At 68.2% G+C, this 22037-nt stretch carries 20 protein-coding genes; all 20 read right to left on the bottom strand.

From position 1 onward, the window contains the following. Window positions 1-6: 6 nt before the first annotated feature. Window positions 7-2757, bottom strand: coding sequence for a hypothetical protein (locus tag AUL32_RS16825; protein WP_062117332.1), 2751 nt, complete (start codon window positions 2755-2757; stop codon window positions 7-9). Between the two features lies 1 nt (window position 2758). After that, window positions 2759-6610: a hypothetical protein gene (locus AUL32_RS16820; RefSeq protein ID WP_062117329.1), complete on the bottom strand. Its 3852-nt coding sequence runs from the start codon at window positions 6608-6610 to the stop codon at window positions 2759-2761. Beyond that, on the bottom strand, window positions 6610-6852 hold the full coding sequence (locus AUL32_RS16815) for a hypothetical protein (protein ID WP_156421511.1): 243 nt from the start codon (window positions 6850-6852) through the stop codon (window positions 6610-6612). The genes AUL32_RS16820 and AUL32_RS16815 overlap by 1 nt, the downstream gene beginning before the upstream one ends. 132 nt (window positions 6853-6984) lie before the next feature. Then, complete coding sequence (locus tag AUL32_RS16810; protein WP_062117323.1) at window positions 6985-7716, bottom strand: hypothetical protein; 732 nt, start codon at window positions 7714-7716, stop codon at window positions 6985-6987. 286 nt (window positions 7717-8002) lie between these two features. Then, window positions 8003-9958, bottom strand: coding sequence for a hypothetical protein (locus AUL32_RS16800; protein ID WP_062117317.1), 1956 nt, complete (start codon window positions 9956-9958; stop codon window positions 8003-8005). After that, window positions 9952-10653 (bottom strand): hypothetical protein, encoded by a 702-nt coding sequence (locus AUL32_RS16795; protein WP_062117315.1) that lies wholly within the window; start codon window positions 10651-10653, stop codon window positions 9952-9954. The genes AUL32_RS16800 and AUL32_RS16795 overlap by 7 nt, the downstream gene beginning before the upstream one ends. Further along, entirely contained in the window at window positions 10646-11254 is a 609-nt protein-coding gene (locus tag AUL32_RS16790) for a hypothetical protein (protein ID WP_062117312.1), read from the bottom strand. Before AUL32_RS16790 ends, AUL32_RS16795 begins: the two co-directional genes overlap by 8 nt. Beyond that, a complete protein-coding gene (locus AUL32_RS16785; protein WP_062117300.1) occupies window positions 11251-11871 on the bottom strand; it encodes a phage adaptor protein in 621 nt (206 codons plus the stop codon). Before AUL32_RS16785 ends, AUL32_RS16790 begins: the two co-directional genes overlap by 4 nt. Next, the gene (locus AUL32_RS16780) at window positions 11864-12535 is read right to left on the bottom strand and encodes a phage adaptor protein (RefSeq protein ID WP_062117298.1); all 672 of its coding nucleotides are present in this window, start codon (window positions 12533-12535) and stop codon (window positions 11864-11866) included. The genes AUL32_RS16785 and AUL32_RS16780 overlap by 8 nt, the downstream gene beginning before the upstream one ends. After that, the gene (locus AUL32_RS16775; protein WP_156421510.1) at window positions 12532-12750 is read right to left on the bottom strand and encodes a hypothetical protein; all 219 of its coding nucleotides are present in this window, start codon (window positions 12748-12750) and stop codon (window positions 12532-12534) included. Before AUL32_RS16775 ends, AUL32_RS16780 begins: the two co-directional genes overlap by 4 nt. 10 nt (window positions 12751-12760) lie before the next feature. Further along, window positions 12761-14257, bottom strand: a complete 1497-nt coding sequence (locus AUL32_RS16770) for a hypothetical protein (RefSeq protein ID WP_062117292.1) — start codon at window positions 14255-14257, stop codon at window positions 12761-12763. 129 nt (window positions 14258-14386) lie between these two features. Beyond that, window positions 14387-15313: a hypothetical protein gene (locus AUL32_RS16765; RefSeq protein WP_062117289.1), complete on the bottom strand. Its 927-nt coding sequence runs from the start codon at window positions 15311-15313 to the stop codon at window positions 14387-14389. Window positions 15314-15337: 24 nt separating this feature from the next. Beyond that, complete coding sequence (locus tag AUL32_RS16760; RefSeq protein ID WP_062117286.1) at window positions 15338-15853, bottom strand: hypothetical protein; 516 nt, start codon at window positions 15851-15853, stop codon at window positions 15338-15340. A 163-nt stretch (window positions 15854-16016) separates the two neighbouring features. Next, window positions 16017-16253, bottom strand: a complete 237-nt coding sequence (locus tag AUL32_RS16755) for a hypothetical protein (protein ID WP_062117283.1) — start codon at window positions 16251-16253, stop codon at window positions 16017-16019. Between the two features lie 128 nt (window positions 16254-16381). Then, entirely contained in the window at window positions 16382-16792 is a 411-nt protein-coding gene (locus AUL32_RS16750; RefSeq protein WP_062117280.1) for a hypothetical protein, read from the bottom strand. Further along, window positions 16789-17022, bottom strand: coding sequence for a hypothetical protein (locus tag AUL32_RS16745; RefSeq protein ID WP_156421509.1), 234 nt, complete (start codon window positions 17020-17022; stop codon window positions 16789-16791). The genes AUL32_RS16750 and AUL32_RS16745 overlap by 4 nt, the downstream gene beginning before the upstream one ends. Then, complete coding sequence (locus AUL32_RS16740; RefSeq protein WP_062117274.1) at window positions 17019-19361, bottom strand: cell envelope integrity protein TolA; 2343 nt, start codon at window positions 19359-19361, stop codon at window positions 17019-17021. Before AUL32_RS16740 ends, AUL32_RS16745 begins: the two co-directional genes overlap by 4 nt. Window positions 19362-19420: 59 nt before the next feature. After that, a complete protein-coding gene (locus AUL32_RS16735; RefSeq protein ID WP_062117270.1) occupies window positions 19421-20893 on the bottom strand; it encodes a terminase large subunit domain-containing protein in 1473 nt (490 codons plus the stop codon). Window positions 20894-20947: 54 nt separating this feature from the next. Further along, a complete protein-coding gene (locus tag AUL32_RS16730) occupies window positions 20948-21715 on the bottom strand; it encodes a hypothetical protein (RefSeq protein ID WP_062117267.1) in 768 nt (255 codons plus the stop codon). Then, window positions 21708-22028: a hypothetical protein gene (locus AUL32_RS16725; protein ID WP_062117264.1), complete on the bottom strand. Its 321-nt coding sequence runs from the start codon at window positions 22026-22028 to the stop codon at window positions 21708-21710. The genes AUL32_RS16730 and AUL32_RS16725 overlap by 8 nt, the downstream gene beginning before the upstream one ends. Between the last annotated feature and the right edge of the window lie 9 nt (window positions 22029-22037).

The raw sequence follows: 22037 nt of genomic DNA, 5'->3' as shown, positions 1-22037 counted from the left end.
ATATCCTCAGTTCTGGAACGGTGCGCGGGAGCGCGGCTCTGCGCCGGACTCAATGTTGGTGGCGGTCGTGCCGGCGCGGGCGAAGGCGTTCGCGATCTTCTCCCATTCGACGGGAGACGCGTTCGGATCGAGGCGCTGCAGCAGGATTCTGGCGCGGTCCGGATTGAGAAGGGCGTCCTCGAGGATGTCCTCGACCCGCGACAGCCCGTTCTGCTTCATGATCGACAGCATCTTAGCCGCGCCGGCCGTCAGACCGCCCGCGACGGCGCCCGGCAGCCCGCCGGCGAGGAAGCCGACGCCGCCGAGCCCGAGCCCGCCGCCCTTCGATCCCGACGCCTGGAGGACGCGGCTCAAAACTGAGCCGACGTCCTGCGCCGTGTTCGACTGCCCCGGAATCTTGACGGCCGTCAGCGACCGGTTCGACCGCTGGATGTCGGCCGCGATCGCGCCGAACGTGTCAAGCTCCGCGTCCGTGAAGCCCGCCGCCTTCAGCGTGGCGCGGTTGCCGCCGACGAACGTCTGGAAGGCGTCGCTCTTCAGGAGCGCCTCGCCGGACGTCGCCGCCTCGGTGTTCGAGACGAGCTTCCCCTTCATGTGGTCGACCACCGCCCGGCGGAGGCCCTGCTGCGCGTCCGGATCGCCGGCCACCGCGCCCGCGATCTTCGTCATGCGGGACACGCCGTCGCGCGAGTTGAAGATGCCGCCGATCGTCTTCGTCACGTCGGCCGGATCGTCCAGCTTCATCAGCGAGCCGAGGACGCCCTTCTCGTAATCCGCGAGGCTCTTCGTGCGCGAAGCCGCGACCTCGGCCATGGCCGTCGAGGCCGTGCCGGCGTCCGCGAACTTCCGGTCGAGATCCGGGAAGGCGCGCAACGCGTCGGCGTGCTGCTGCCGGAACGAGGCCAGGCGCGCCGCGTCGAGCGTCCCGTCGGCCGACAGGGCGGTCTTGCGCAGACGGTCGACGACGTAGCCCTGGAGCGCGTCGCGGGCGGCCTGATCGCCGACGGCCTTGCGGAACGTGTTGACCGCGTCGAACGACCTGGGCTCGCCGTAGAAGATACGTCCGGGAACGGCCGACGCCGGCATGTCGTACGGCGAGGAATCCATCGGGCGGGCGCGGATCGGCCCGAGCGTCGGGTTGTCGAACGTCTCGAACCGGTCCTTCGTCGCCTTGTTGGCGGCCGAAAGTCGGTCGCGGGCCGCCTGGTCGAAGGTCGGCAGACTGCCGTCCGCGAAGGGCGCGCCGGACGCGGCGTTGTCGAGGTCGTCGACCAGGGACGAACCGAGGAGGCCGAGACGGCGGTGCGCCGGCGTCTCGCCGTTGTCGATGCGCTCCTTCTTGCCGGCGTTGTAGATCCGGGACTTGAGAGCCTGGACGTCGGAGAACGGCATCTGATCGCCGATGCCCTTGATCGATCCGATTATGTCGGCCTCGTCGCCCTCCATCGGCTTGGCGAACTTCGAGTGCGTCGCCACCAGATCGTTCGCACGCGAGCGCAGGCCGGGCAGGCCGAGCGTCAGCGTCCCGTCCGGATCGACCGAATCCCACAGGCCGCGCTCGGCGTCCTTCACGACGCGCCGGTCCGCCTCGAGCCCGAGCCGCATGGTGTCGCCCGCGACGTCCGGCGTCATGCCCGGTCCGACCGCGTCCGTCGCCCGGCGGGCGGTGTTCGTCGCGTCGTCGAGCAGGCTCTGCGTCGATCGGTCGAGGTCGTCGAAGCCGAGGCGCGCCGCGGCCGCCACGGACTCCGCCGCGCCGCCGGTCTCGACGCCGCCCATGGTGCCGAGGCGTGCGCTGTTCTGCGCCGCACGACGATCCTGGAACGGGGCAGGGGCACGCGTCGCCGCAGCCCGCTCCAGTCCGCCGACTCCCATATCGCCCGTCAGCTGGAACGTCGTCGGAGCCGATCCCGGCACGAGGTCCGGCGTCGGCGAGGCGAGAGCCGCACGCAGGCCGACCAGATCGGAAGCGCCCGAGCCGAGCTTCTCCGCCGCCAGGCGCTCCTGGCCCGACTTCGTGAACGGGACGATCGCCGTCCTCCCGGCCGATACCGTCTTTCCGATGACCGGTGCGGCCGCCGAGACGCCGGCGCCGAGACCGAGGCCGAGCACGGCACCCGTACCGGCGCGTTCGACGCTGTCGCCGAGGCCTTCGCCCGAGCCGAAGCCGGCGATGCCGCCTTGAAGCGCGCCGTCGGCCGCGGCCACGCCGACCTTGGCCAGGCGCGTCGTCGCGGCGGGTAGGGCGGTCGCGACGGACGCGGCTCCGGTCATCAGGCCGCCGGACAGCTCGCCGGCGAGAGCCGCGCCGCCGTGGTTCTCCCGGGCCGTATCCATGGACCGGCGGGACAGGTCGCGGGCGCGGCCGTAGCTGTCCGCGATCCGATCAAGGATCCCTTTGTCCTCGTCCTCGCCGGAGAACGCCCCGATGCCGAGTTCGACGGGCGTCAGCAGGGCGCCGGTCAGCTCGTCCATCAGGCCGAGCGACATGCCCTGCGCCGCGCCTTGCTGGAACGCGTCCATGCCGCCGCGATCCTCGGTGGCCGCACGCAGCTGGAAGTCGCGGAAAGACCGAGGGTCGGCGATGCGCCGCTTCTCGATCTCTGCCTGGGCCGCGGCGGCCGCCTCCTTCCGGCGTGCGAGTTCGGCTGCAGCGGCCTCCGCGGTGATGGCGGGGGCCGCGACGGGTGCCGGTGCCTGCACGGTGCCGCGACGACGGGCGAGCTCGGCGGCGGCCTGTTCTGCCGTGATCTGCATGTCAGCCACCCCTCGCGATTCGTTCGAGGTCCTCGTCGCTCATCGAGGAGAAGTCCGGACCCGCCGCCGACGCGCTGCCGGCAGCCGGAGCCGCCCCCGAGGTCTCCTCGAACGGGCGGTTCTCGAGCTTGGCCTGCGCCCGGGCGCGACCCTGCATGACGACCTCCTTGAGACCGTTCAGAGCGCGGCGGTAGTCGTCCTCGCTCTGCGCCGAATCGAGCGCCGCGATGGCCTGAGTGGCCTTGAGACCCTCGATTTCGGTTATCGCGCCGCCGCCGCGGAGGCTCTCGAACGCCTGCAGGAAGGCCTGGCCCTCGAGCTGCTTCATGCGGGACTTCGTGCCGTAAGTCGCCGTCCCGGGAATGGCGCCCAGGATCTTGCCCGAAAGACCCGTCGCCGATCCGAGATTGCCGTCGTTCAGGATCCCGTCGATCGTCCCCATCATCGTGTCGGCCGCGGTCAGCGCCTTGGGTGCGTCGGCGATAGCCTGCGCGGCGATGCCGCCGGCCTTCTTCCCGCCCTCGGTCTCGAAAGCCTTCTCGTAGAGCGACGTGGGATTCACGCCGTCCGGCGTCTCGAGCCGGCGCAGCTTGCCGTCCTTGGTCTGCTGGAGCGCGACGGGGTTGCCGTCCGCGTCCTTGCCCCACACGGTCTGCAGGCCGCCGGCGTCGCCTGTCGAAGCCGTGGCCTTCGACGCGGCGATCTGGGCGCGTGCCACTTCCGGACCGAGCAGCAGGGTGTCAAGGCGGGCCTGGTAGCTGTCCTTGTCCAGGTCGCGCTGCATGTCGAGCCCGGCGAGCTCGGCCGACTTGCCGGCGAGGCCCGCTTCCGCCGTCGCGATCGACTTCAGCTTGTCCGCCTCGAAGTTCGCGACCGTCTGACCGGCGTCGAAGCGCTTCGCCGCAATGCCGAGATCGCGGGCCTGGCGCGCCATGTAACCCTTACCGATGGCGGCGAACGGCGAGTTCTCCTTGGCCGCGAGCTGGGCCATCAGGGCGTCGTAGCGCTCGTCGCCGGTGCCCTCGCCGAGGCGGGTGGTGGCGAGCGGGTCGAACGAGAACCCGGCCAGGTCGATGTCGGCGAGCGACCTAGCCGTGTCGGCCGAATCGTCCAGGAACTCCTTGGACTGGTCGAACAGCTCGTCCGACTCCTTGAAGTCGGGCGTGGAGGCCTTCGGCTTCGCGACCTCGTCCGGGATCTCGATCAGCGCGGCGCCGTCGGCGGTGACGCGGTTTACGAAGCGGCCAAGACCCTTCTCGAGAGCGGCGTCGGGGTCGATGCGGGTCGCGGGCGAGGAGATCGCGGTCGCGAGGTCCATGGTCGCGAGGTCGGGCTTCCTCGTCGGGCGCCGGCGGAAGGCGTCGACCCGGCCGAGGTATCCGGAGTCCATCGGCAGGCCGAGCGTGTCGAAGCCGGACCCGACGAGACCGCCGTCCGCGTAGCCCACGAGGCCGCCGTTCCGGTACGACGCGGCGATGCGGGCGAGGGGATCGTCCCCGCGCACGACGCCGCCGTCGGCATACATGCCGACGGGCGTCTGCACGCCGCCGCCCGCATACGCTCCGCCGGCGAGCGCCTGGTCGATGTTGACCTTCGCCATGCCGGTGACGCCCTTGATGAAGTCCGCGAAGGGTCCGGTGACGGCGTTCGTCTCGCTGAAGTTCGACCCCGCGCCGTCGCCCATGCTCACCTTCCCGCTCGTCGGCTCGTAGCGGTAGGACTGCACCTGCCAGGCCTCGCTGCCGGCGATGGGGCCGAAGCGCGAGGCGGGCAGGCTGACGACGTAGGCGCCGCCGTCGATCGCGTCGACCGTCGCGGAAATGGCCTGCTCCTTGTCCGTCGTCCAAGTGTAGGTCTGGCTGATGGACGGATTGCTTCCGCCCTCGAACACGGGCGCGGAAGCGGAGGCCGGCTTCGAGGACAGGAGGTTGATGGACGACGCGATCTGATTCGCCTGGGCCGGCGTGATGGCCAGCGGTTCGCGTCCCGCCGCGACGAGGTCGGGGCGGGTGAAGGCGAACGACGACGAGGCCAGCGCCGACGCCGAGACCTTGACGTCGGGCGACGTCGCCGTCGGCGTGTAGCTGACGGACGGAATGGCGGTTCCGTCCTTGTCGAACAGGTTGCCGTTCGGGTCGTTGTAGGAGCCGTCCGGATTCACGGTCGAGCCGGGGGGCGGAGTCACCGGGGTGCCGGTCGTCGGAGGCGTGGTCGGGTCGGTCGTGCCGGGCGTGGTCGTCCCCCCGGGAGACGTGGTGCCGGGCGTGGTCGTTCCTCCGGGCGTGGTCGTACCCTGCGTCGTGGTGCCGGCGACGGGCTTCCACGAACCGTTCTCGAGCTTGTACTCCTTGCCGTCGGCGCCCCAGACGGTCCCCGTCGTCGGGTTCTTCCAGCCGTTGATCGACGGATCCCACACGACTCCGGCCGGAATCGTCGACGGCTTCTGCGGCGGCTCCGTCGAACCGGGCGCCTGGCCGCCGATCGTCGTCTGGCCCGTGCCGGTCGTCGTCTTCGTTCCGCTCTGGTTGTAGACGTCGCCCGTCTTCGGATCGACCCACGTGCCCTGCGTCCCCGTCGGCGAACCGGTCTTGGGAGGCGTCCAGACGGCGCCGGTCGGCACCGTCGACGGCTTCGTAGGCGCGGGATACGGCTGCTCGTAGCCGGGCAGATTGCCGCCAGTGCTCGGAGTCGTCGTGCCGGGCGTGGTCGTGCCGCCGGGGGTCGTGGTGCCCGGCGTCTTCGTTCCCCCGTTCTCGAGCTCCTTCTTCTCGGCGTCGGACAAGCCCTCCTGCTGCGTCTGCTTCGTCAGGTTAGTCTTCGACTGCTCGTTCGACTGCGTGTTCGTCGTCGACTGGTTGGTCTTCGTCGAGGTCGTCGTGCCGACGTTCAGAATCTGCGCGAGCGCAGTCAGCCGCTCCAACGGCAAACCGGACTGCTTCACGGCCATCTCGAACTTGCCCTGCGCGAGCTGAGCCATCAGCTCGGCCGCCGACATCTTTGAATTTGCGATGCTGAGCTCGTTCGCGACGCCGGTCTTGAGCTTCTCCAGCTCGAACTTGTCGGCGTTCTGGTTCGCGCCGATGGCCGTCGACGCGTTCCCGCTCTCGATCTGCTCGCGCGAGACGTCGGCGCCCTGGTTGGCCTTGTCGGCGTCCAGCTTGCGGCCCTGGTCCGAGGTGAAGGCGGCGAACGCCTTGTCGTAGCCGTCAGAAAGGAGCTTGGCGCCGGTCTGCGTCTTGAGCGACGCCTGGTCTGCCGCAAGCTGTCCAGCCGCGATCTGGCCGCGGCTACCGAAGGACCCGGCCTTTGCGAGCTTGGCGTCGAGAGCGGCCTTCTCCTCGGCCTGGCTCTTCGTCAGCGCGGTCATCTGGCTGTCGTAGACTGCTGACTGGTACGGATTGGCGTACTGGTCGTATGCCGACTTGCTCCACGTCCCCGTGCCGACATCGCGCACGTTCACGTTCCCGAGCGAGCCGAGCCACTGGGCGTTAGAGGTCTGCTGGAGCTGTCCGAGCTTGTCGGAATAGCCCTGCGCACCGGCCGTGCCGTTCGTCGTCAGACCCGAGACGGCGTCGACCGCCTTCTGGTACTCGCCGGGAACCTGGGGCTGACCGTTCGGACCAAGGTACTGTCCGACAAGCGTCGTCGCTCCCGCGCCAACGGCGCCGGCGAGTCCCTCGAACGCCCCGGTGTAGCTGCGCGAGTCCGTCGTCGAGCCAGCTTCCTGCGTCTGGCCCGTGCCCGACGTCGCGCCGGTCGTCCCCTGCGTGGTCGCGGGACCGGCGATGAGGTCCGGCACGTAGTCCTGCCATTTGAAGCCCGTGGCGGTCGCGGCAGCTCCGGTCGTGGCCATCAGCGCGGTCCCTTCAGTCGTTCGATCAGAGCCCACAGGCCTTCCTCGCCCAGCGCCTCGGCGGCCGCCGGCGGGAGCACGTGCTCGCCACGGGATATTTTGATTTCTTGGAACGGCGCGTCGGACGCGGTCCGGGGCAGGGCGGAATCAACGAGGCCGAGGACCTCGCCGCCCGTCTTCGTGTCGCCGGCGCCGATCGCGCTGACGTCGGCCGCGGGCACGACGAAGGAGCCGATCGGCACGGAGGTGACGATCGTGTCCGATCGGCCTCCGCGCTCGGCTCTCAAAGCGTCGGCGCGTGCAAAGATTTCGTCGAGACCCACCGGCACCCCCCAATGGGGAGAAACTACCAACCGAAAGGTCTAACTCGAAGGTCAGACTTTCGTCTGAGGATCGAACTGTTTCATGTGGTCCTCCCAAGGATACGACGACAGGCGATCCTCGTCCGTAGTCAGGAAGACAATGTGGCAAACGATGGCCACGACATCCTTGAGGAAGCCCTCGAAATCCACTCGCCCCGAGCCATCATGCGCGAACTCGTTTCGGATCCGTTTGAGCTCGACCATGCGACGCGCCGCGATCTCCGGCACGTCGGGACCAGCAATTCCGAAGTGCTTCCCGAATGCGGCTTGCGCCGTTGTGACTTGGTTCGGATCACGGAGATCGGCGAAACCCTTCACGTCCTCGTGCCAAGCCTTGTTGCGCGAGATCGAGCCGGGACTGACGATGGCGGCGACATCGTTCCCGAAAACCTCCAGCAGTGTGAAGACGTACGAGGAACCTGCAGCATCAAGAGGAAAACTGTCGATGTATGCCCCGAGTTCATGCGAACCCAGCGGTACGTCCTCCGGCATGAAGTTGTCGTCGTCCCATCGGTTCGGACGCCTGAGAATGTTCTGACGGTCCGCAAGAACGCCTGTTCCGTGAATCGCGATCTGGTCGTCGAGGTGCGCGACTTCCTCCTCGAAGTCGCGGAAGCCGGAAGCATTCTTGCGGAGTAGGTACTGCTGGATCCGCATCGTCGTTGCGAGCGTCAGCATGGTGTCCAGCTGGCCGATGGCCAGCTTCAGGATCTCGCGTTGCTGCTGCTGATTCGTTGTCGCCAAGGTCAGGTCCTCCTTACACACACGTTGTGCGAGAACCTACCGGCCGGCAAGCCACAGGCTCAGATCCAACGGACCTCCGTACCCGTCGTCACGCCCAAGCGGTACCCATCCGGGTGATCCGGACATTGAAAGAGATATCCCGACCGGCCGACGCCGACGCTGTCCACGGCCTCGAACGGGACAGTCGGCAGGTAGCTCTCCGACTCGGGCTTCCGCAGCGCCGCGACCAGGTCCGAGAGAAACCGATCCAGCGCCGCGATCCCGGTCCTTGGCGAGTTGGGGATCCTCATCGACGCGGCCCCTGCGACGTGTCGACCCTCGGCAGCCCGAGGCGCCAGGCGTCGGCCGTTCCGTCCGAGAAGACCTCGAGCGCGAACTGGCGGCCCTGAACCCTCGGATCGAACCTCAGCTTCTCCGGTGTCAAGATCCACGGGCCCTTCACGCGGTCCGGAAGCTCGGGCCAGCGCTTCGAGATGACCCGCACTTTGATCGCGCCGGTCAGCCTGCAGTCCAGGTGCACCCGGTTCAGGTTCACGCAGAACTCCCCGTCGCCGTTCTCGTCGGCGAGTTCCGACGGCGCGAAGCGGACGAAGGCCGTGATTGGCTCGCCGTCGAACGATGTCCCGACGTCCTGCGCCACGACTTTACCGTCCGCCCGAACCGCCATGGCATATCCCATCACCGACAGGTCGCCGGACGTCGTCATGTCGTGCGTTCCGACGCTCCAGCCGAGCCGGGGATTCGCCGCGGCCTCCTTCGTGTCCAAGCGGATGTACCGGTCGCCGGCGTAGAAGGTAACGGCTGAGAACCTGGAGTCGGTGCACGCGAAGGCCTTGTAGGCCTGAACCGGATCGACGGTCAGCCACGACGTGACGGGGCAGTCGACCTCTCGGGGCTTGCCTCCTGCCATGCCGTAGACGACGTTGCCCGGACCCAGCCACCAGCACTCGCCGTCGGCGCGCACGACGACGGCGTTCGGCGAGACCAGGCCGCAGTTGTCCGAGATCGTATCGAACCGGTAGAACTGCGACGGATCGCCGGTCGCGCTCCCGCCGTAGACGGCCGTGTCCGTCCACACGACGACGCCGGCATCGGTCGCGAAGCCCGCGACGATGTAGCTTCCGCGGCCGAAGCGGTCGTCGCCAGCATTGTTCGCGCTCGACGGCGTCCACATGTCCAAGTCGCCCACGTTGCACCAACGCACCGCCAACGGGTCGTAGACGCCGTCGAGGTGCGTGCACCCGAACGCCATGAGCACCCGTTCCGCGGTGACGCAGAGCCAGTCGATATGCGCCGGGGCATTCGGCACGACGACGGCGCGCTTCGAGGGATTGGGATCCCACCGGAAGAGCGGCCCGCCGATCGGCGCCGCGACGAGCGTCTCGCCGAACGTGTCGAGGCTCCATACACGGGGCAGGAACGCCGCCCGCGTGTCGTAGCTTATGTTCGCGCCGAAAGGGCCGACGCCGTAGCCGCCGACGCCGTAGCCGCCCGGAAGGACGCCGTCCTCGCGGCCCGGGAGGAGTGTCGGCACGACGGTCACGTCGCCGTTGCCGACGGTATCGACGATGAAGGCATCGGCCTCGACCGAGACGACGCGGCAGGCCCGATAGGCGTCGACCGTCGGCGTCCCGCCGGCGGAGGCGGTCGAGGCCGCGACCTCGTCGAGGTGGAGGACGAGCGTGTCGGGTCCGGCCGCGAGGACCGTGCGCAGGCCGTTGACGTTCTCGCCGTCGACGGGCGTCGCGCCGGCGATCTTCAGGAGCGTGTTGTCCGGCAGGCCGTGACCGCCGGCCGAGACGAGGACCTGGGACAGGCCGGCCGCAGTGCGGAAGGGATCGGCCGGCAGGACGAGGGTCGAGCCGACGCCGCCGCCGCGGACGTGGACGAGCTGACCCGGACGGACGCCGTGGCCGGGGGCGAAGATCCTGGATCCCTGGATCGTGCCGTCGAAGCTCGCGAGGGTGGGAGTGACGTCGTGGACGCGCTTCTCGACGACGACGAAAATCCCTTCCGTCGAGCCGAGCGCCGTGAGGGCCTGGCCGCGGACGGTGGTCCACTGCCTCTGCGACCGGGTCTTACCGGGGACGAGGAAGCCCGGGCAGGCGTCGACGTAGCCGCCGCGCATCTCCGCCTTCCCCTCCACCCACCTGATATGGTTGGAGGCGGTGGCGAAGCCTTGGCTGGCATACGGCGTGTCATCCGTGACGACGCCCGGGAACGTCTTGAAGTGTCTCAGCACTGGATCCAGGTCCCCTCGTAGGCGACGAAGCGCGCCGTCCGACCGGCGCCGATGCGGACGGAGGTCGTGTCCCCGTCCCAGAATGCCGCGACGATGCGGCGGCCTCCGGTGGTCAGCGTCCGGCCGAGCGTCGCCAGGCCGCGGCGCTGGATCCGGCTCTGGATGGGACCGGTGATCGTCGAGCCGTTCGGCCCGGCCGAGACGACGATCCAGTCGCCCGGCGTCGGCGCCGGGAGCACCGCGTCCGCAAGCGTCGACATCAGCGAGACCGTCCGGCGCTTCACTGGATTCGCCGTCGGCACGTCCACGGCGATGGGATCGCGATCGACGACGCGCCGGATCGTCCCGTCGAGCATGTGCACCGTGGACAGGCCGGCCGGCAGCTCGACGAAGCTGCGCGATGTGCGCAGGACGACGCCGGCCGCGTCGCATGAGACGAAACGGACGCCGGCGAACTCCGGCACGAAGATCGTCCGCGCATCGCCTACCACGTGCCAGACGCGCCGGCGCAGGTCGTCGGACGAACCGGTGCGGGCGACGATGCTGCCGGACGCGATGGTGGCGGCGCCGTCCATCGCCTCGTCGATCGAGGACAGCACGGCATTGACGCCGACCGCCGCCCAGATCCCGACGCCCTCGCCGGTGCGGGTCAGCTCGAACCTATTCAGGGGCGTGGCGTCACGGACCTCAGACACGGGTCACCCCTGCGGTCTCGCTCATGACGACGATGCCCGACGCCGATCCGACGAGGCGCGCCGACGCGCCGGCGGCGAAGCGGACGTTGCCGACCTGCGCGGCGGCCGTGGCCTTGACGTCGACGTAGCCGCCCGGCGGGATGACGGCCGGGACCGTGCCGGCGACGAGCACCAGGCCGGACAGGTGCGAAGCCCCGATCGCCGCCGGATACGCAAAGACCGCGACGCTCGTGTTCTTCGCCGACGAGTGCACCGACAGGGGCTGCGCCAGGAGGACGGAGAAGCCGGCGGGAACCTGCACCGTCGTCGTGCCGTCGGTCGCGCTGAAGGGATCCTGCGCCAGGACGTAGTAGACCTTCTCCACGGCGGGAATCGTCAGCTTGCCGCCGCCGGTCGTCCGGAGCACGCGCCGGCGCGCCTCGTCCTCGACGAAGTCGGAGGCGACCAGAACGTGTCCGCCGGCCGTCAGGTCGACCGCGAGGCTGCCGTCCAAGGCCGCGTCGATATTGCGGAAGTTCCGGTTGAGCTTGTCGCCCCAGGTGTCCAGGTTCGATCCGTAGTCCATGAGCTCGAGGCGGTTGCGCTGCGTCGCGGTGCTCATGCGGCTTCTCCCGGCTGGTACTCGTCCTCCTCGGACTCGGCGTTCAGCGCGGAGACGAAGCGGCCGTACTCGTCCTCGTGCAGGGCCTTCGTCGCCGCCTTCTCGTCGTCGTGCAGGAAGGACGCGGCCCGTGCGCAGGCGGCGTGGAGGAGGGCGTCGTAGGCGTTCTCCGACAGCCAGTTCGTCGGGTTCTGAGGCGACAGACCGACCAGCCGACGCTTGTAGAGAAGCTCGAACGGATAGTCCGCGTCGGGCGTGCGGGCGACGCGCCAGGAGTTCGTGGACCGGACCGCGTAGAACTTCGGCCGACCGACAAGCGAGATTCGCGGCGCGAACTCGTCGAGGAAGGATATCGTCCGACGGCGCAGCACGACGGTCTCGCCCGCGTCGACGATCGCGAGTCGGCGGACGCCGATCAGATCGGTCGGGATGGAGAGCGCAGACTGGCCGGCGTAGATCGTGCCGGTCGCTTCGGCATAGAGCGCACGGTGCTGCAGATCGCGGCTCAGGCGCTCCTCGGCCGACCGGATGATGGACGGGAGTTCGTCGACGAGCTCGTCCTCGTCGGAGTTCAGCCAGCGCGGGATCGCGAGGGCCAGCTCGTTGAAGTCAGTCAAAGTAGCCTCCCATGTCGACCGCGAACCGGATCGTCGCCGTTTCGCGGTCGGCTTCGAGCGCGTTCAGGAGCAGCTGCTCGTACTCGGCCTTGAGCGTCTGGATGAGGAAGCGGAGGTTCTCGTTCTTCTCGGCCGCCTGCTTCGCGAGCCGCTTCAGGCCGAGCTGGTACGCCAGCCCCGCCGCGGCGGAGGCGAGGAAGCGCTCCGGGACGTCGACCAAGTCCGACATCGACGACACTGCGGTCGCCTCGCGGATCCGCCAGACGTGCAGCTCGCCTGCGAAGTCGGGCAGGGGAGAGATGCGGAGGACGGGCGCGTCGCGGCGCCGCTCGACGAGGTACGAGCACGGGCGGCCTGCGGCGCTCTTCTCCTCGACGTCGACCCAGGACGTCAGGCCGATCCGCTGAATGGTACGGTCCCGACCGTCGATGCGGACGAACGCCTCGACGACGTCGGTCGTGTCGGCGGGAAGGGTGGTCGCCGCGGCCAACGGCACGACGATCTCGTCGAGCTGCCACATCTGACAGCCGCGGTTCGCCCAGTCCGAGAACAGAAGCCGGAGCGCGAGGCGGCCTTCGCGGGCGGTGAAGCCTGCCACGGCCTCGCCGCCGATGCGGCCGGACGCCTCTTCGAAGAGCTCGTCGTAGTCGAGGCGGGTGCTCATGCGGACGCCTCCGTACGTTCGACGACCTCGTAGACGGCCGGCACCGGTCGCAGCGCCGTCGAGGGAGGGAAGGCGACGGGCGGCTCGGGAATCGGATCGACGACGCGGCAGACGGTGTACGTGTCCGCCGGCAGCGCGAGCAGATCGGGAAGCTGGCTGTCGGCATGCGTCGAGAGGACGAGGCCTGGCCGCTCGGCGTGGATCAGGAAAAGCACGGCTTCCACCTCAATACGTCGCGATGAACGAATTCTTGTTGTTCAGTGTGTTCGCCGGCGGCGAGTAGACGCTCGCGATGAAGCTGCCGACGGTCAGACGGGCGTTGACGTCCACTAAGACGTCGTTCTGGTTGCCGAGAGCGACGCCGCCGTAGACGTGACCGTCGGCCTGCCGGATCCCGATGAGACCGGAGTTGCCGTTCCCGCAGAACAGGGCCTCCTGAGGAGAGCCGGCGTTGCCGTACTGGTTCAGCTTCGAGAAGATGACGTAGCAGCCGTCGCCGTTCGCGTTCGTCTGGACGCGCCCGAGCTGGAGCTCCGACTGGACCGCGATGATGCCAGAAGCGTCGTTGTTGCAGCTCGAGAATGAGCCGCGGAGCATGCCGTACCGGTCGACGGTGATGCCGGGCCCGCCGTGGCAGACGAAAAGGTCGCAGCGCGGGTTGTCGGTCGTGACCTCGCGCCGGATCGTGCGCAGGACGCCACCCGACGAGACGCGGATGACGCCGAAGGCGGCGTTCGCCGTCGGCGAGCCGTTCGGACGGAATCCGACGTTGAAGAAGGTCGGCGACCGGACGCCCTTGAGCTCCATCGTCTGCGACGTCCGGACCTGGACCGGGACCTTCATCAGCAAATAGTTAGCCGGGTTCGCGGGGATGAAGCTGGTCAGCGTCCGCACGCGCAGGGTGACGACGTTGCCGGCGACCGCCGTGATGAGGCAGTTGCCTACGTTCTGGTACTCGGCGCTGTTCGACTGCGCCACGATCAGCCTGACGTCCACCTGGTCGCCGACGGAGAAGACGGCGCCGTTGGGCACGGTCCAGGCGTGGCGATAGTCCCTCGAATTGCCCGAGACGGCGACGGCGGAGGGCTGGACTTCGACCCCGGCGGGGCCGAAGAAGTCCACCCAGCTCCAGTCCTCGCCGGGCTGGAATGTCAGGTTCTCGACGTAGATGCCGGCGGCGATGTTGACGGTGACGCGGGCGTCCGGATCCCGGTTAGCGACGCGGAGCGCGGCGATCGCGGCCGAGAGCGTCGTCCAGTCTCCGCCCGGGCCGACCGTGCGTACGTTCGCGCCCTTCAGCCGTGCGGCGACGTTCGCCGCGGCTTCGAGCGTGACGATGCGGGTTTCATGGTCGGCGACCGATGCGGCCAGCGCATCGACGTCAGCGTCGTCGGCCTTGCCCTCCAGGTCCTCCCGGATCTGGGCCACGTCGTCGAAGAGCTGCGTCACGTCGCCGGCGACGTCGGCGAGGTCGGTCCCGAGCTGCGCGAAGGTGACCGCGGTCTCTCCCGCGTCGGCCTTGCCCTCCAGCTCCTCGCGCACGTCCGCGACGTCGTCGAAGAGCTGCACCACGTCGGCCGACAGGTCCTCGACGGTCGCGACGAGCTCGGGATCGACGCCGAATCCGTTGGTCGACCGGCGGTACAGAGCTCCGCCGATCTCGACGAGGGCGAAACCGTCGAGCTGCGTCTGCGGCAGGTCCTGGACTTCCACGTCCGCCATGTCGTTGATCCCCCGACGCGAAATTACGTGCCGCCCCGTCCATCTCGAAGCGGCGGCAAAGAAAAAGGCCGGGGCCTCGCGGCACCGGCCCTTCCTTCCTCCCTGCGCGGTCCCCCAACCGCGCCGAGCTCAGGCTCCGACGGAGCCGTAGACCTTGTGGACGTCGCCGATGTTCACGCCGTAGCGCTCGGTCGCCTTATAGGCCGTGTTGCCGGTCTCGAAGTCGCCGTGCATGCCGCGCTCGAGGGCGTTGCGGGTCTTGTGGATGAAACCACGGTCCGCATCGGTCATGATGAACCAGGCGGTCGAGGAGGTCAGGTACCGTAGGACCTTCGCGTCCGTGCCGTACGTGCCCTCGATCTTGAGCGCGTTCGCCGTGTTGTTCGGCGTGTTGACCTGGCCGTTGGATCGCAGGATCCGGACCGCGTCGTACTTGAGCTCCGACGGGATCACGATGTCCTTGGCCTTCAGCGAGATCTTCAGGCCGCGCTGGTCGGTCGCCTTCGAGATGAAGATATCCGCGTCCTCGAGCGCCGCCTCGGAGAACTGCGCGTCGGGAAGCCGGTTCGACCAGACCTGCCCGCCCATGCCGAAGCCCGCCATCGGGTGGTCCGTCGCGATGATCGGCTTCTTGTCGAAGTCCGGGCGGACGCGGGTGAAGGCGGAGTTGAGCAGGTAGGCGTGGATGAGCTCGCGGGCCTCGCGGAACGAGACGCCGAGCATCTTCGATAGCTTGGTCGTGAGGCTCTCGCCCTGGCCGTCCTCGATCATCCGCTTGGTGATCTTGAAGCCGGAGCCGAACTCGGACCAGAGGAAGCGCGTGACGAATCCGTCCTTGGCGATGTCGTAGGTGATCGCTTCGCCTTCGCCGAGCTCGGTCGGAAGACCGAAGCCGGTCAGGCCGGACTCCTCCTCGAAGGCGGCCGCGGCGCCGTCCTCGACGTCGTACCAGCTCTTCCACTCTTCAGGCCCCTTGGCCGTGTGGTCGTCGAACGAGCGGTCGAGGATCGGCAGGACCCTGCGCCGGAAGTTGGCGGTCGTGATGATGTTGGACATGGGTCGGTTTCCCCCTCGACCGGATTACAGGATTTCGACGACGAGGATCGCGACGTCGCCCGGCACGTTGCCGACCTTCTTCGAGAATCCCTTGACGCGGACGGCGGTGCCGGGGGTAGCTGCCGAGGCGACGTTGAGGACGACGGCGGACGAACCGTTGAGGTGCGATCCGGCGGTCATCGTGAGATTGCACGCCTTGCCCACGATGTTGGAAGGCGCGGCGGCGTCGGTGGAGATCTCGCATTCGAGACCCGAGGTCTCGGTCGCGACGAGGAGCTTCACGTCGGTCGTGACGGTGCCGGCGACCCAGCTCTTCTCGACGCGGTACTCGTTGCGCGAGTCGACGAGGTGGACGCCCATGAAGATGCCGTCCACGACGGCGCCGTCCGAGCGGACGTACGTGCCGTCGGCGGCGATCTTCAGCGGGTCGCCGAGGAAGATGTCGGTGTTGTAGCCGGACGCGATGCCGCCCTTCACCTCGCTCGTGCGGATGTAGCCCGACGTGTGGCGGACGGCCCTGAGGCCCTTGGACTGCGGCATGGATCGATCCCCCGGCTCGAACTGTCCGGCGCTCGCTGCGCCTGCGGGATCCCCCGATCCCTTCGATGACGGAAGTGTACGACGCCGCCCCGTCCATCTCGAAGCGGCGTCGTCGAAAAAAATCGCGGGCCCCGTTATCCGGTCGTGCGGCCCGCGGTCCGGATCACATCGTGAGCTTCAGCTCTGGCGTCAGGACGAGGCCCTCGCCGCCCTGGTCGGAGATCGACATCTTCTTGCGGATGGCCTGCACCGACGCGTCGGCGCGAGCGATGCGGGCCCGGGAACGCGGCGCGACGTAGTCGTCCTCGACGGCCTCGGCCTCGACCGCCGCGGCCTCGTCCTTCGGTTTCGCCGGCGCCTTGGCCTTCCTCGGCGCCTTCGTCTCGGTTCCGTCGCTCATGCGTAAGCTCCCCGGTATCATCCGATCATCCGTCTCCTGACTATTTACGATGTCGCCACGTCCAACTCGAATACCCCCGAACGAAAAAAGCGGCCCGGAGGCCGCTTTTCTTCGTCCGACGCAGTCGATCAGGCCGACGGCCGCTCCAGTAGGGCGAGCGGCACGATGTCCTCGATCATCTGGAGGGTGCAGTCGTCGCGCGTGAAGCGGAGCCCTTTCGTCATCGGAATGAGCACGACGTCCCCGGGGCGCAGCTTGGCGCCGCCCACCCATTCGACCCCGGTCTCGCGGTTGCGCCAGGCGTCGTCGCCGACCTTCAGAACCTTCGCCTCGGTGCACTGGTAAGCCTCGGCCTCGACCTGCGCGACGTGCTTGATGATCGACGTGCCTGCGTAGGTCTGCGAGACCTTGGCGTGCTGGACGACGAGGCGATGGCCGAGCGGGATGGGCACGTCGGAGACGGGCGGGAAACGCGGATCGGTCTTCGGCAGGGCCGAGACGGGACCGCCGACGGCGAGGACGGGGGACTGGGTGTTCAACTGTCTTCTCCTTCTTCGGGTTCTTCTTCGATCTCTCCCTCGGCCGTCATGGCCTCGTAGGAGCCGAGGACGCTGACCCACACTGTGTCGAGCGCCCGGATCTCGGCGCACTGCGCCAGATACTGGGAATGGTCGGGCAGGGAGCCGTCGAGAACCCCGGCGGCGATCGAGGCCTTGCGTTCCAGGAGGAGTTCCTGGACACGCTCCATGAGACGGCGTGCGTCGCTCAAAGGACGACCTCCGGTGCCTTGTTCGCGGCGTCGAACGCCGCCTTCTCGCGGGCGTCGGCCGAACGTCGCTCGGCCTCCTCGCGCTGCATCGACGCCTCGGTTACGAGGTTCGCCGCCTTCGCCTCGATCTCGGCCACGGCGATGCGCTCGCGGCTCGCCAGCTCGGCGAACTTGAGCTCGCCGGTCTGGATGATCTGCGTGTCGCGCTGCTGCAGCTTGCGGTTCTCGATCTCGATCCGCGTCTTCGCGTCCTCCTGCACGGCGACGACGGCCGGATCGGAGGCGCGACGGGTCTGCGCGAGACGGGCGGCCGCCTCGGCCGCGACCATGGCGGACTGCCACAGCATCGGGTCGACCTCGGGCGGCTGCTGGCCCGTGATGCGGGCGATCTCGTCCAGGACGCCCTGCGCCGTGTGGTCGGCATGGCAGGCGAGGACGGACGGCAGGGCCTTCTCCAGCGCCTTGGCGTAGGACGGATCCTGCAGGACCTGCTCGTAGAACGCCTTGTGGGCATCGTGGTTCTGGCCCGGATACGCCCGCGTCGGCTGCCCGCGCAGAATGGCCGCGAACTCCTCCTGGGGCTGCATCGGCGGGGGCGGCTGCGGCTGCTCCTCCTTGGGGAACATGGCCTCCGGATCCTCGACGCCGAGCGCCTTGGACATGGTGATGAACGCCGAGCGCAGATCGACCTTCACGCCGAGAGAGTTGGCGAGCTGGGCCATCTGGACGACGGCCTGGGCCTGGGTCACGCGCTGGACCGACGACCAAGTGGACGGGTCGGAGGCCGTCACGAGGATCAGGACGTCGTCGAAGTCCTCCTTCTGGACGCCGTCGTCGCCCTCCGCCGGCATCCAGTCGCGGGTCACGCGCTGGAACAGACGGAGTTCCTGCGCGAAGCTCCGATGCTGACGCAGGTGGATCGAAGCGAACACGATCGAGCCCTGCTCGACGAGCGCCATCGTGGTTCCCACCGGCGCCTGCTCGGACGCGTCCGCCAGGCCCTTGATCGCGACGGAGGCGAACTCGCTGCCCTCGGACACCATGAACTGCAGGAGCGAGAACAGCGTCGCCGACGGCCCGGCGACGGGCAGGGGCATGAAGTGCTTGCGGATGTCCCTGTCGCCGCCGGTGGTCGGAAGCGTGACGTTCGTGAAGCCGAGCGGCTCGAGCTTCAGCTTGCCGCCCTTCGTGACGCCGGCGCTCTTGTCGGCCAGACCGGTCGGCATGTTCTGGAGGACGGCCGAATCCATCAGGGCCCGCAGCGAGCCGGTCGCGGCCGACGACAGGCCGCCGATGAGGTGGAAGAGGCCGATGCCCCAGAAGCCCTCCCACGGGAGGTAGCGATAGTGGACGAAGTGCTGGATCGGCTGCATCGCGCCGTCGGCGGGATCCCAGTTCCGCCGGACCATGCACACGGTCTCGGTGTCGGGATGGATCACGACGACGTAAGGGCGCTCCTCCTCCTCGTCCTCGACGGCCCACCAGCAATGGACCTCGTAGAAGACGTAGCGATCGTCGTCCTCGCTGGACTTCGACTGTCCGGTGACGCGCTGGGCGTGCTTCTTCGACTGCGACTCGGGACGGCGACTCTCGTCGCCGCGCTCGTCGAGATCGAAGCGCTTCCACAGGCCGCTGCGGAAGTTGAGGTCCACCTCGTGCTTGTGCAGGCGCAGGATGTGCGTGTTCCGGGGCGAGGACTGGAGCGTCGTCGCGGAATACGGGACAGCGAAATCTCCGGTCGCGATCGTCTCGGACACGGCCCCGTCGGGACCCTGACGGACCTTGCGGATGACGCTGCCGGCCAGCGGAAGACGGATGAACGCCTGCTCGAGCGATTCCGAATAGCCGCAGCCGCCGGACGACAGGATGCGCCGGTTGGCGTAGACCTCGGCGCGGCGAAGCGATCCGGACGCCTCGTCGTAGCCCTCGCTCGGAACGGCGCGGACGGCGCCGCCGGCGGGCAGCAGCTCGCGTGTGATGCGGGACTGGAAGTCGACGCAGGCCTGCGCGAGGAGGGGATGTCGTACGGTCGACGAACCGGCGAATGCACCCGTGCGGATTTCGTCCCTATCGATGCCCATCGCTTCCATGCCCTTCAGCATGAAGCGGTCGTGCCTGTCCCGTTCCTCGATGTCGGTATCGACGCGGTCGACGAGCTCGGAGGCGATCTTCTTCAGATCGTCCACGTCGAGCGTCGTAACGAGGTTCGCGAAGTGGTCCTCGGGCTCGTCCGCGTCGGACGACGCCGCGTCGAGGTCCTCGAGCTCGACCTCCTCCATGTCGCGGAACATGTCTAGCGGATCCACCGGCGCGAACTCGCCGAACTCCTTGCTTCCCATGTGCATTCTCCCCCGTCGTACGGTCTTTTACAAGTTCATCACTCGAACCTCAACGGCGATCACGCGTAGAGCGGCTCCGTCTCGTCCTCGTCGTCGTCCCAGCCGTTATCGTCCTTCTCCTCGGGGGGCTCGGCCGAGATCGCCTGGTGGAACTCGCGGTCCGACTCCTTGCCCAACCAACCCTCGTTGCGCAGGAACGTCAGGGCCTGGCTCGTCGAGTCGACGTAGTCGTCCGACGGCACGCCCTCGTCGCCGAACTTCTCGCATTCCGTGATCACCTCGTCGGCCGTCGGCACGAAGATCCGTCCGTCCTGCGGATGGTCGTAGACGCGGGCGAAGACGGCTCCCTCGGCGAACAGATCGCTGACGGCGTGGGCGCGCATGAGCTTGGAGTCGTGGCCGGGATTGTACGGCACGCACGGCACGCCGGCGGCGTTCAGCTCCTGGATCAGGCTCTGTCCGGAGCCCTTGTCCTCGATCAGCGTCGTGACCTCGCATGCCTCGCCGGCCATCCCGATCCACTTCTCGCGCTCGAGGTAGGCGGCGCGCTTGAGGTGCGGGAAATCCAACTTCTTCTTCCAGGAATCGAGCAGGAGGGTGACCCATTCCGGACGGATGACGCCCTTTCGGCGCACGCCCACCCGCAGGGCGCCCCAGACGGTGCAGGCGGTCGAATCCGACTCCTTCTTCGACTTGAAGGCGGTGTCGAAGCTAACGACGATGTGCGCCGGCGGAGGAACGCGGGGCTGGTCCCATTGCGCCCACCATTTCCTCTTGATCGGGTTCTTGAGGTCGGACTCGTCCAGGATCTCGGCGAAGATCTCCTGGCGGCCGAGCGGCGTGTTCATGTACCGCAGGAGGCGGCGCTGCTGCGTCGGCGGCAGGTTCGCGAGGTTCTCGAGCGTCGTGCCGATCGTCAGCTTCGTGAACTTGTCGGCCTCGATGTCGCGGATCAGGCGCATCGGCTTCGGCGTCGTCGTGATCATCGTCCACGGCTTCTCGCCGAGGCGGAGACAGAAGTTGTACATGTCCCAGGCTTCCTGCGCTTTGGCACCGGCGGCGCAGACTTCGTCGAGCCATCCCGCATGGAAGCTGGGCCCGCGAAGACGGTCCGGGCTCTCCATCGGAAAGCCCTGCAGGATCGTTCCGTTGTGGAGGTGGATCTCGTTGTAGGACTTGTGGTGTTCGGCGATGGCGTATGCCGGGATCACCTTCGCCAGACCGTCCTTGCCCTCGAACGCGTCTCGGCGGAGCGTCGCGGCCGTCGGCGACAGCACCGCCATGCGCGACCCGGGGTTCTTCAGGGCGGCGATGCCGAAGTTGTGGCTGCCGCAGAAGTTCTTCCCGAAGCCGCGCCCGCATCTCAAGACCCAGACGTCCCAGTCGCCGCCCGGCATGATCTGCTTCGGCCGCGCCTTCTTCAGGAAGTCGGACTGCATCTGGATCGCCGCCTTCGTGCAGACGTCCATCTCCGGATCGGCAAGAACCGCCGCCAGGTCCTCCGCGGACAGCCCTCCGCTCAGTTCGGTCATCGTAAAATCCCCCGTTACGCCATTGTAGCGAGCGGATGATCCATCTCGAAGCGCCTACTTCGCTTCGGCGTCCCACTTCGGCTTCTTCGGAAGGGGCGGGAGGACCGCCGTCTTCTTCACGTTCAGCATCGTGGCCTTGCCGTTCGAGAGGCCGTCGTCGAAGGCGGTCAGTGTCGGGATCAGCGCGTTCTCCGCATCGGCGTCGCGCAGGAAGCCCTCGGCGTCGATCGTCTTGCCGCTGTCGCGCAGCTGGTCGGCGAGCTTGTCGAGGGCGGCGAAGACGTTCGTGCGGGTCACCGTGACGCGTTCCTCGGTCTCGATCTTGGCCTGCAGCGTGATCTCGGCCTTGGTCTCCTTCTTCTGTATCCAGCCCGCCTTCCTCTCCGCGATGAAGACCTGCGCCCTGACGCGGTCGCCCTTCTCGCCGGTCAGGGCGGTCTGGAAGAGCTCCGAGTTGTTGCGCAGGATGATCCGCGCCTCGGCGTGCTCCAGGTAGTCCCCGAAGATGTCCAGGAAGCGCGACGTCGAGATCGGCAGGCCGTCCGTCGGCGAGAGCACGCAGGCCGCCATCTGGTCCTCCGTCATGCCGGACAGGACCGCGACGCCGACCTGCGTCTCGAACAGCTCGTAGATCCGGGCGTTCTCCTCGTGCTCGCTCGCGAACTCGTAGACGGAATAGAGCTGCGCTTCCGACGGCACGACCTGATCGATGCCGACGTAGGCGGCGGCCTCGTCCTTCTGGATCTGTTCGGGATCGTCGCCGGCGGCGACGCGCCGCTGGATGCGGGCGCGTCGATAGTCGTTGGCGAGCTTCCTAGACATTGACGCGCCTCGCCCGCGCTTCCGCCGCGAGCAGCTCGATCGCCCGCGCCAGATCCTCCACCGCGTCGATGCCGCGCTTCGCAGTGCGGCCGCCGTCCTCGACGCAGTCGACAACACCTTGGATGGCGTCGCGGATGCCCTCGAACACCACGCGGTCGCCGGCCGCCATCACGTAGATCGGCTCCTGGCGGATGGCCGCGGTGCCGATCGGATCGGGCCGGCGCTTCTGCACGACCGTGCCCAGGAACACGAAAAGCGCCGGCAGCGCCGTGCCCAACAGCACGACCCAGAGTTCGTTCGGAATGCCCAACATGTCTTCGCT

The sequence above is a fragment of the Aureimonas sp. AU40 genome (assembly GCF_001463785.1).
GTDB lineage: Bacteria > Pseudomonadota > Alphaproteobacteria > Rhizobiales > Rhizobiaceae > Aureimonas.
The sequence above is the reverse complement of the archived record's forward strand: the minus strand, read 5'-3'. Positions and strand labels throughout refer to the sequence as shown.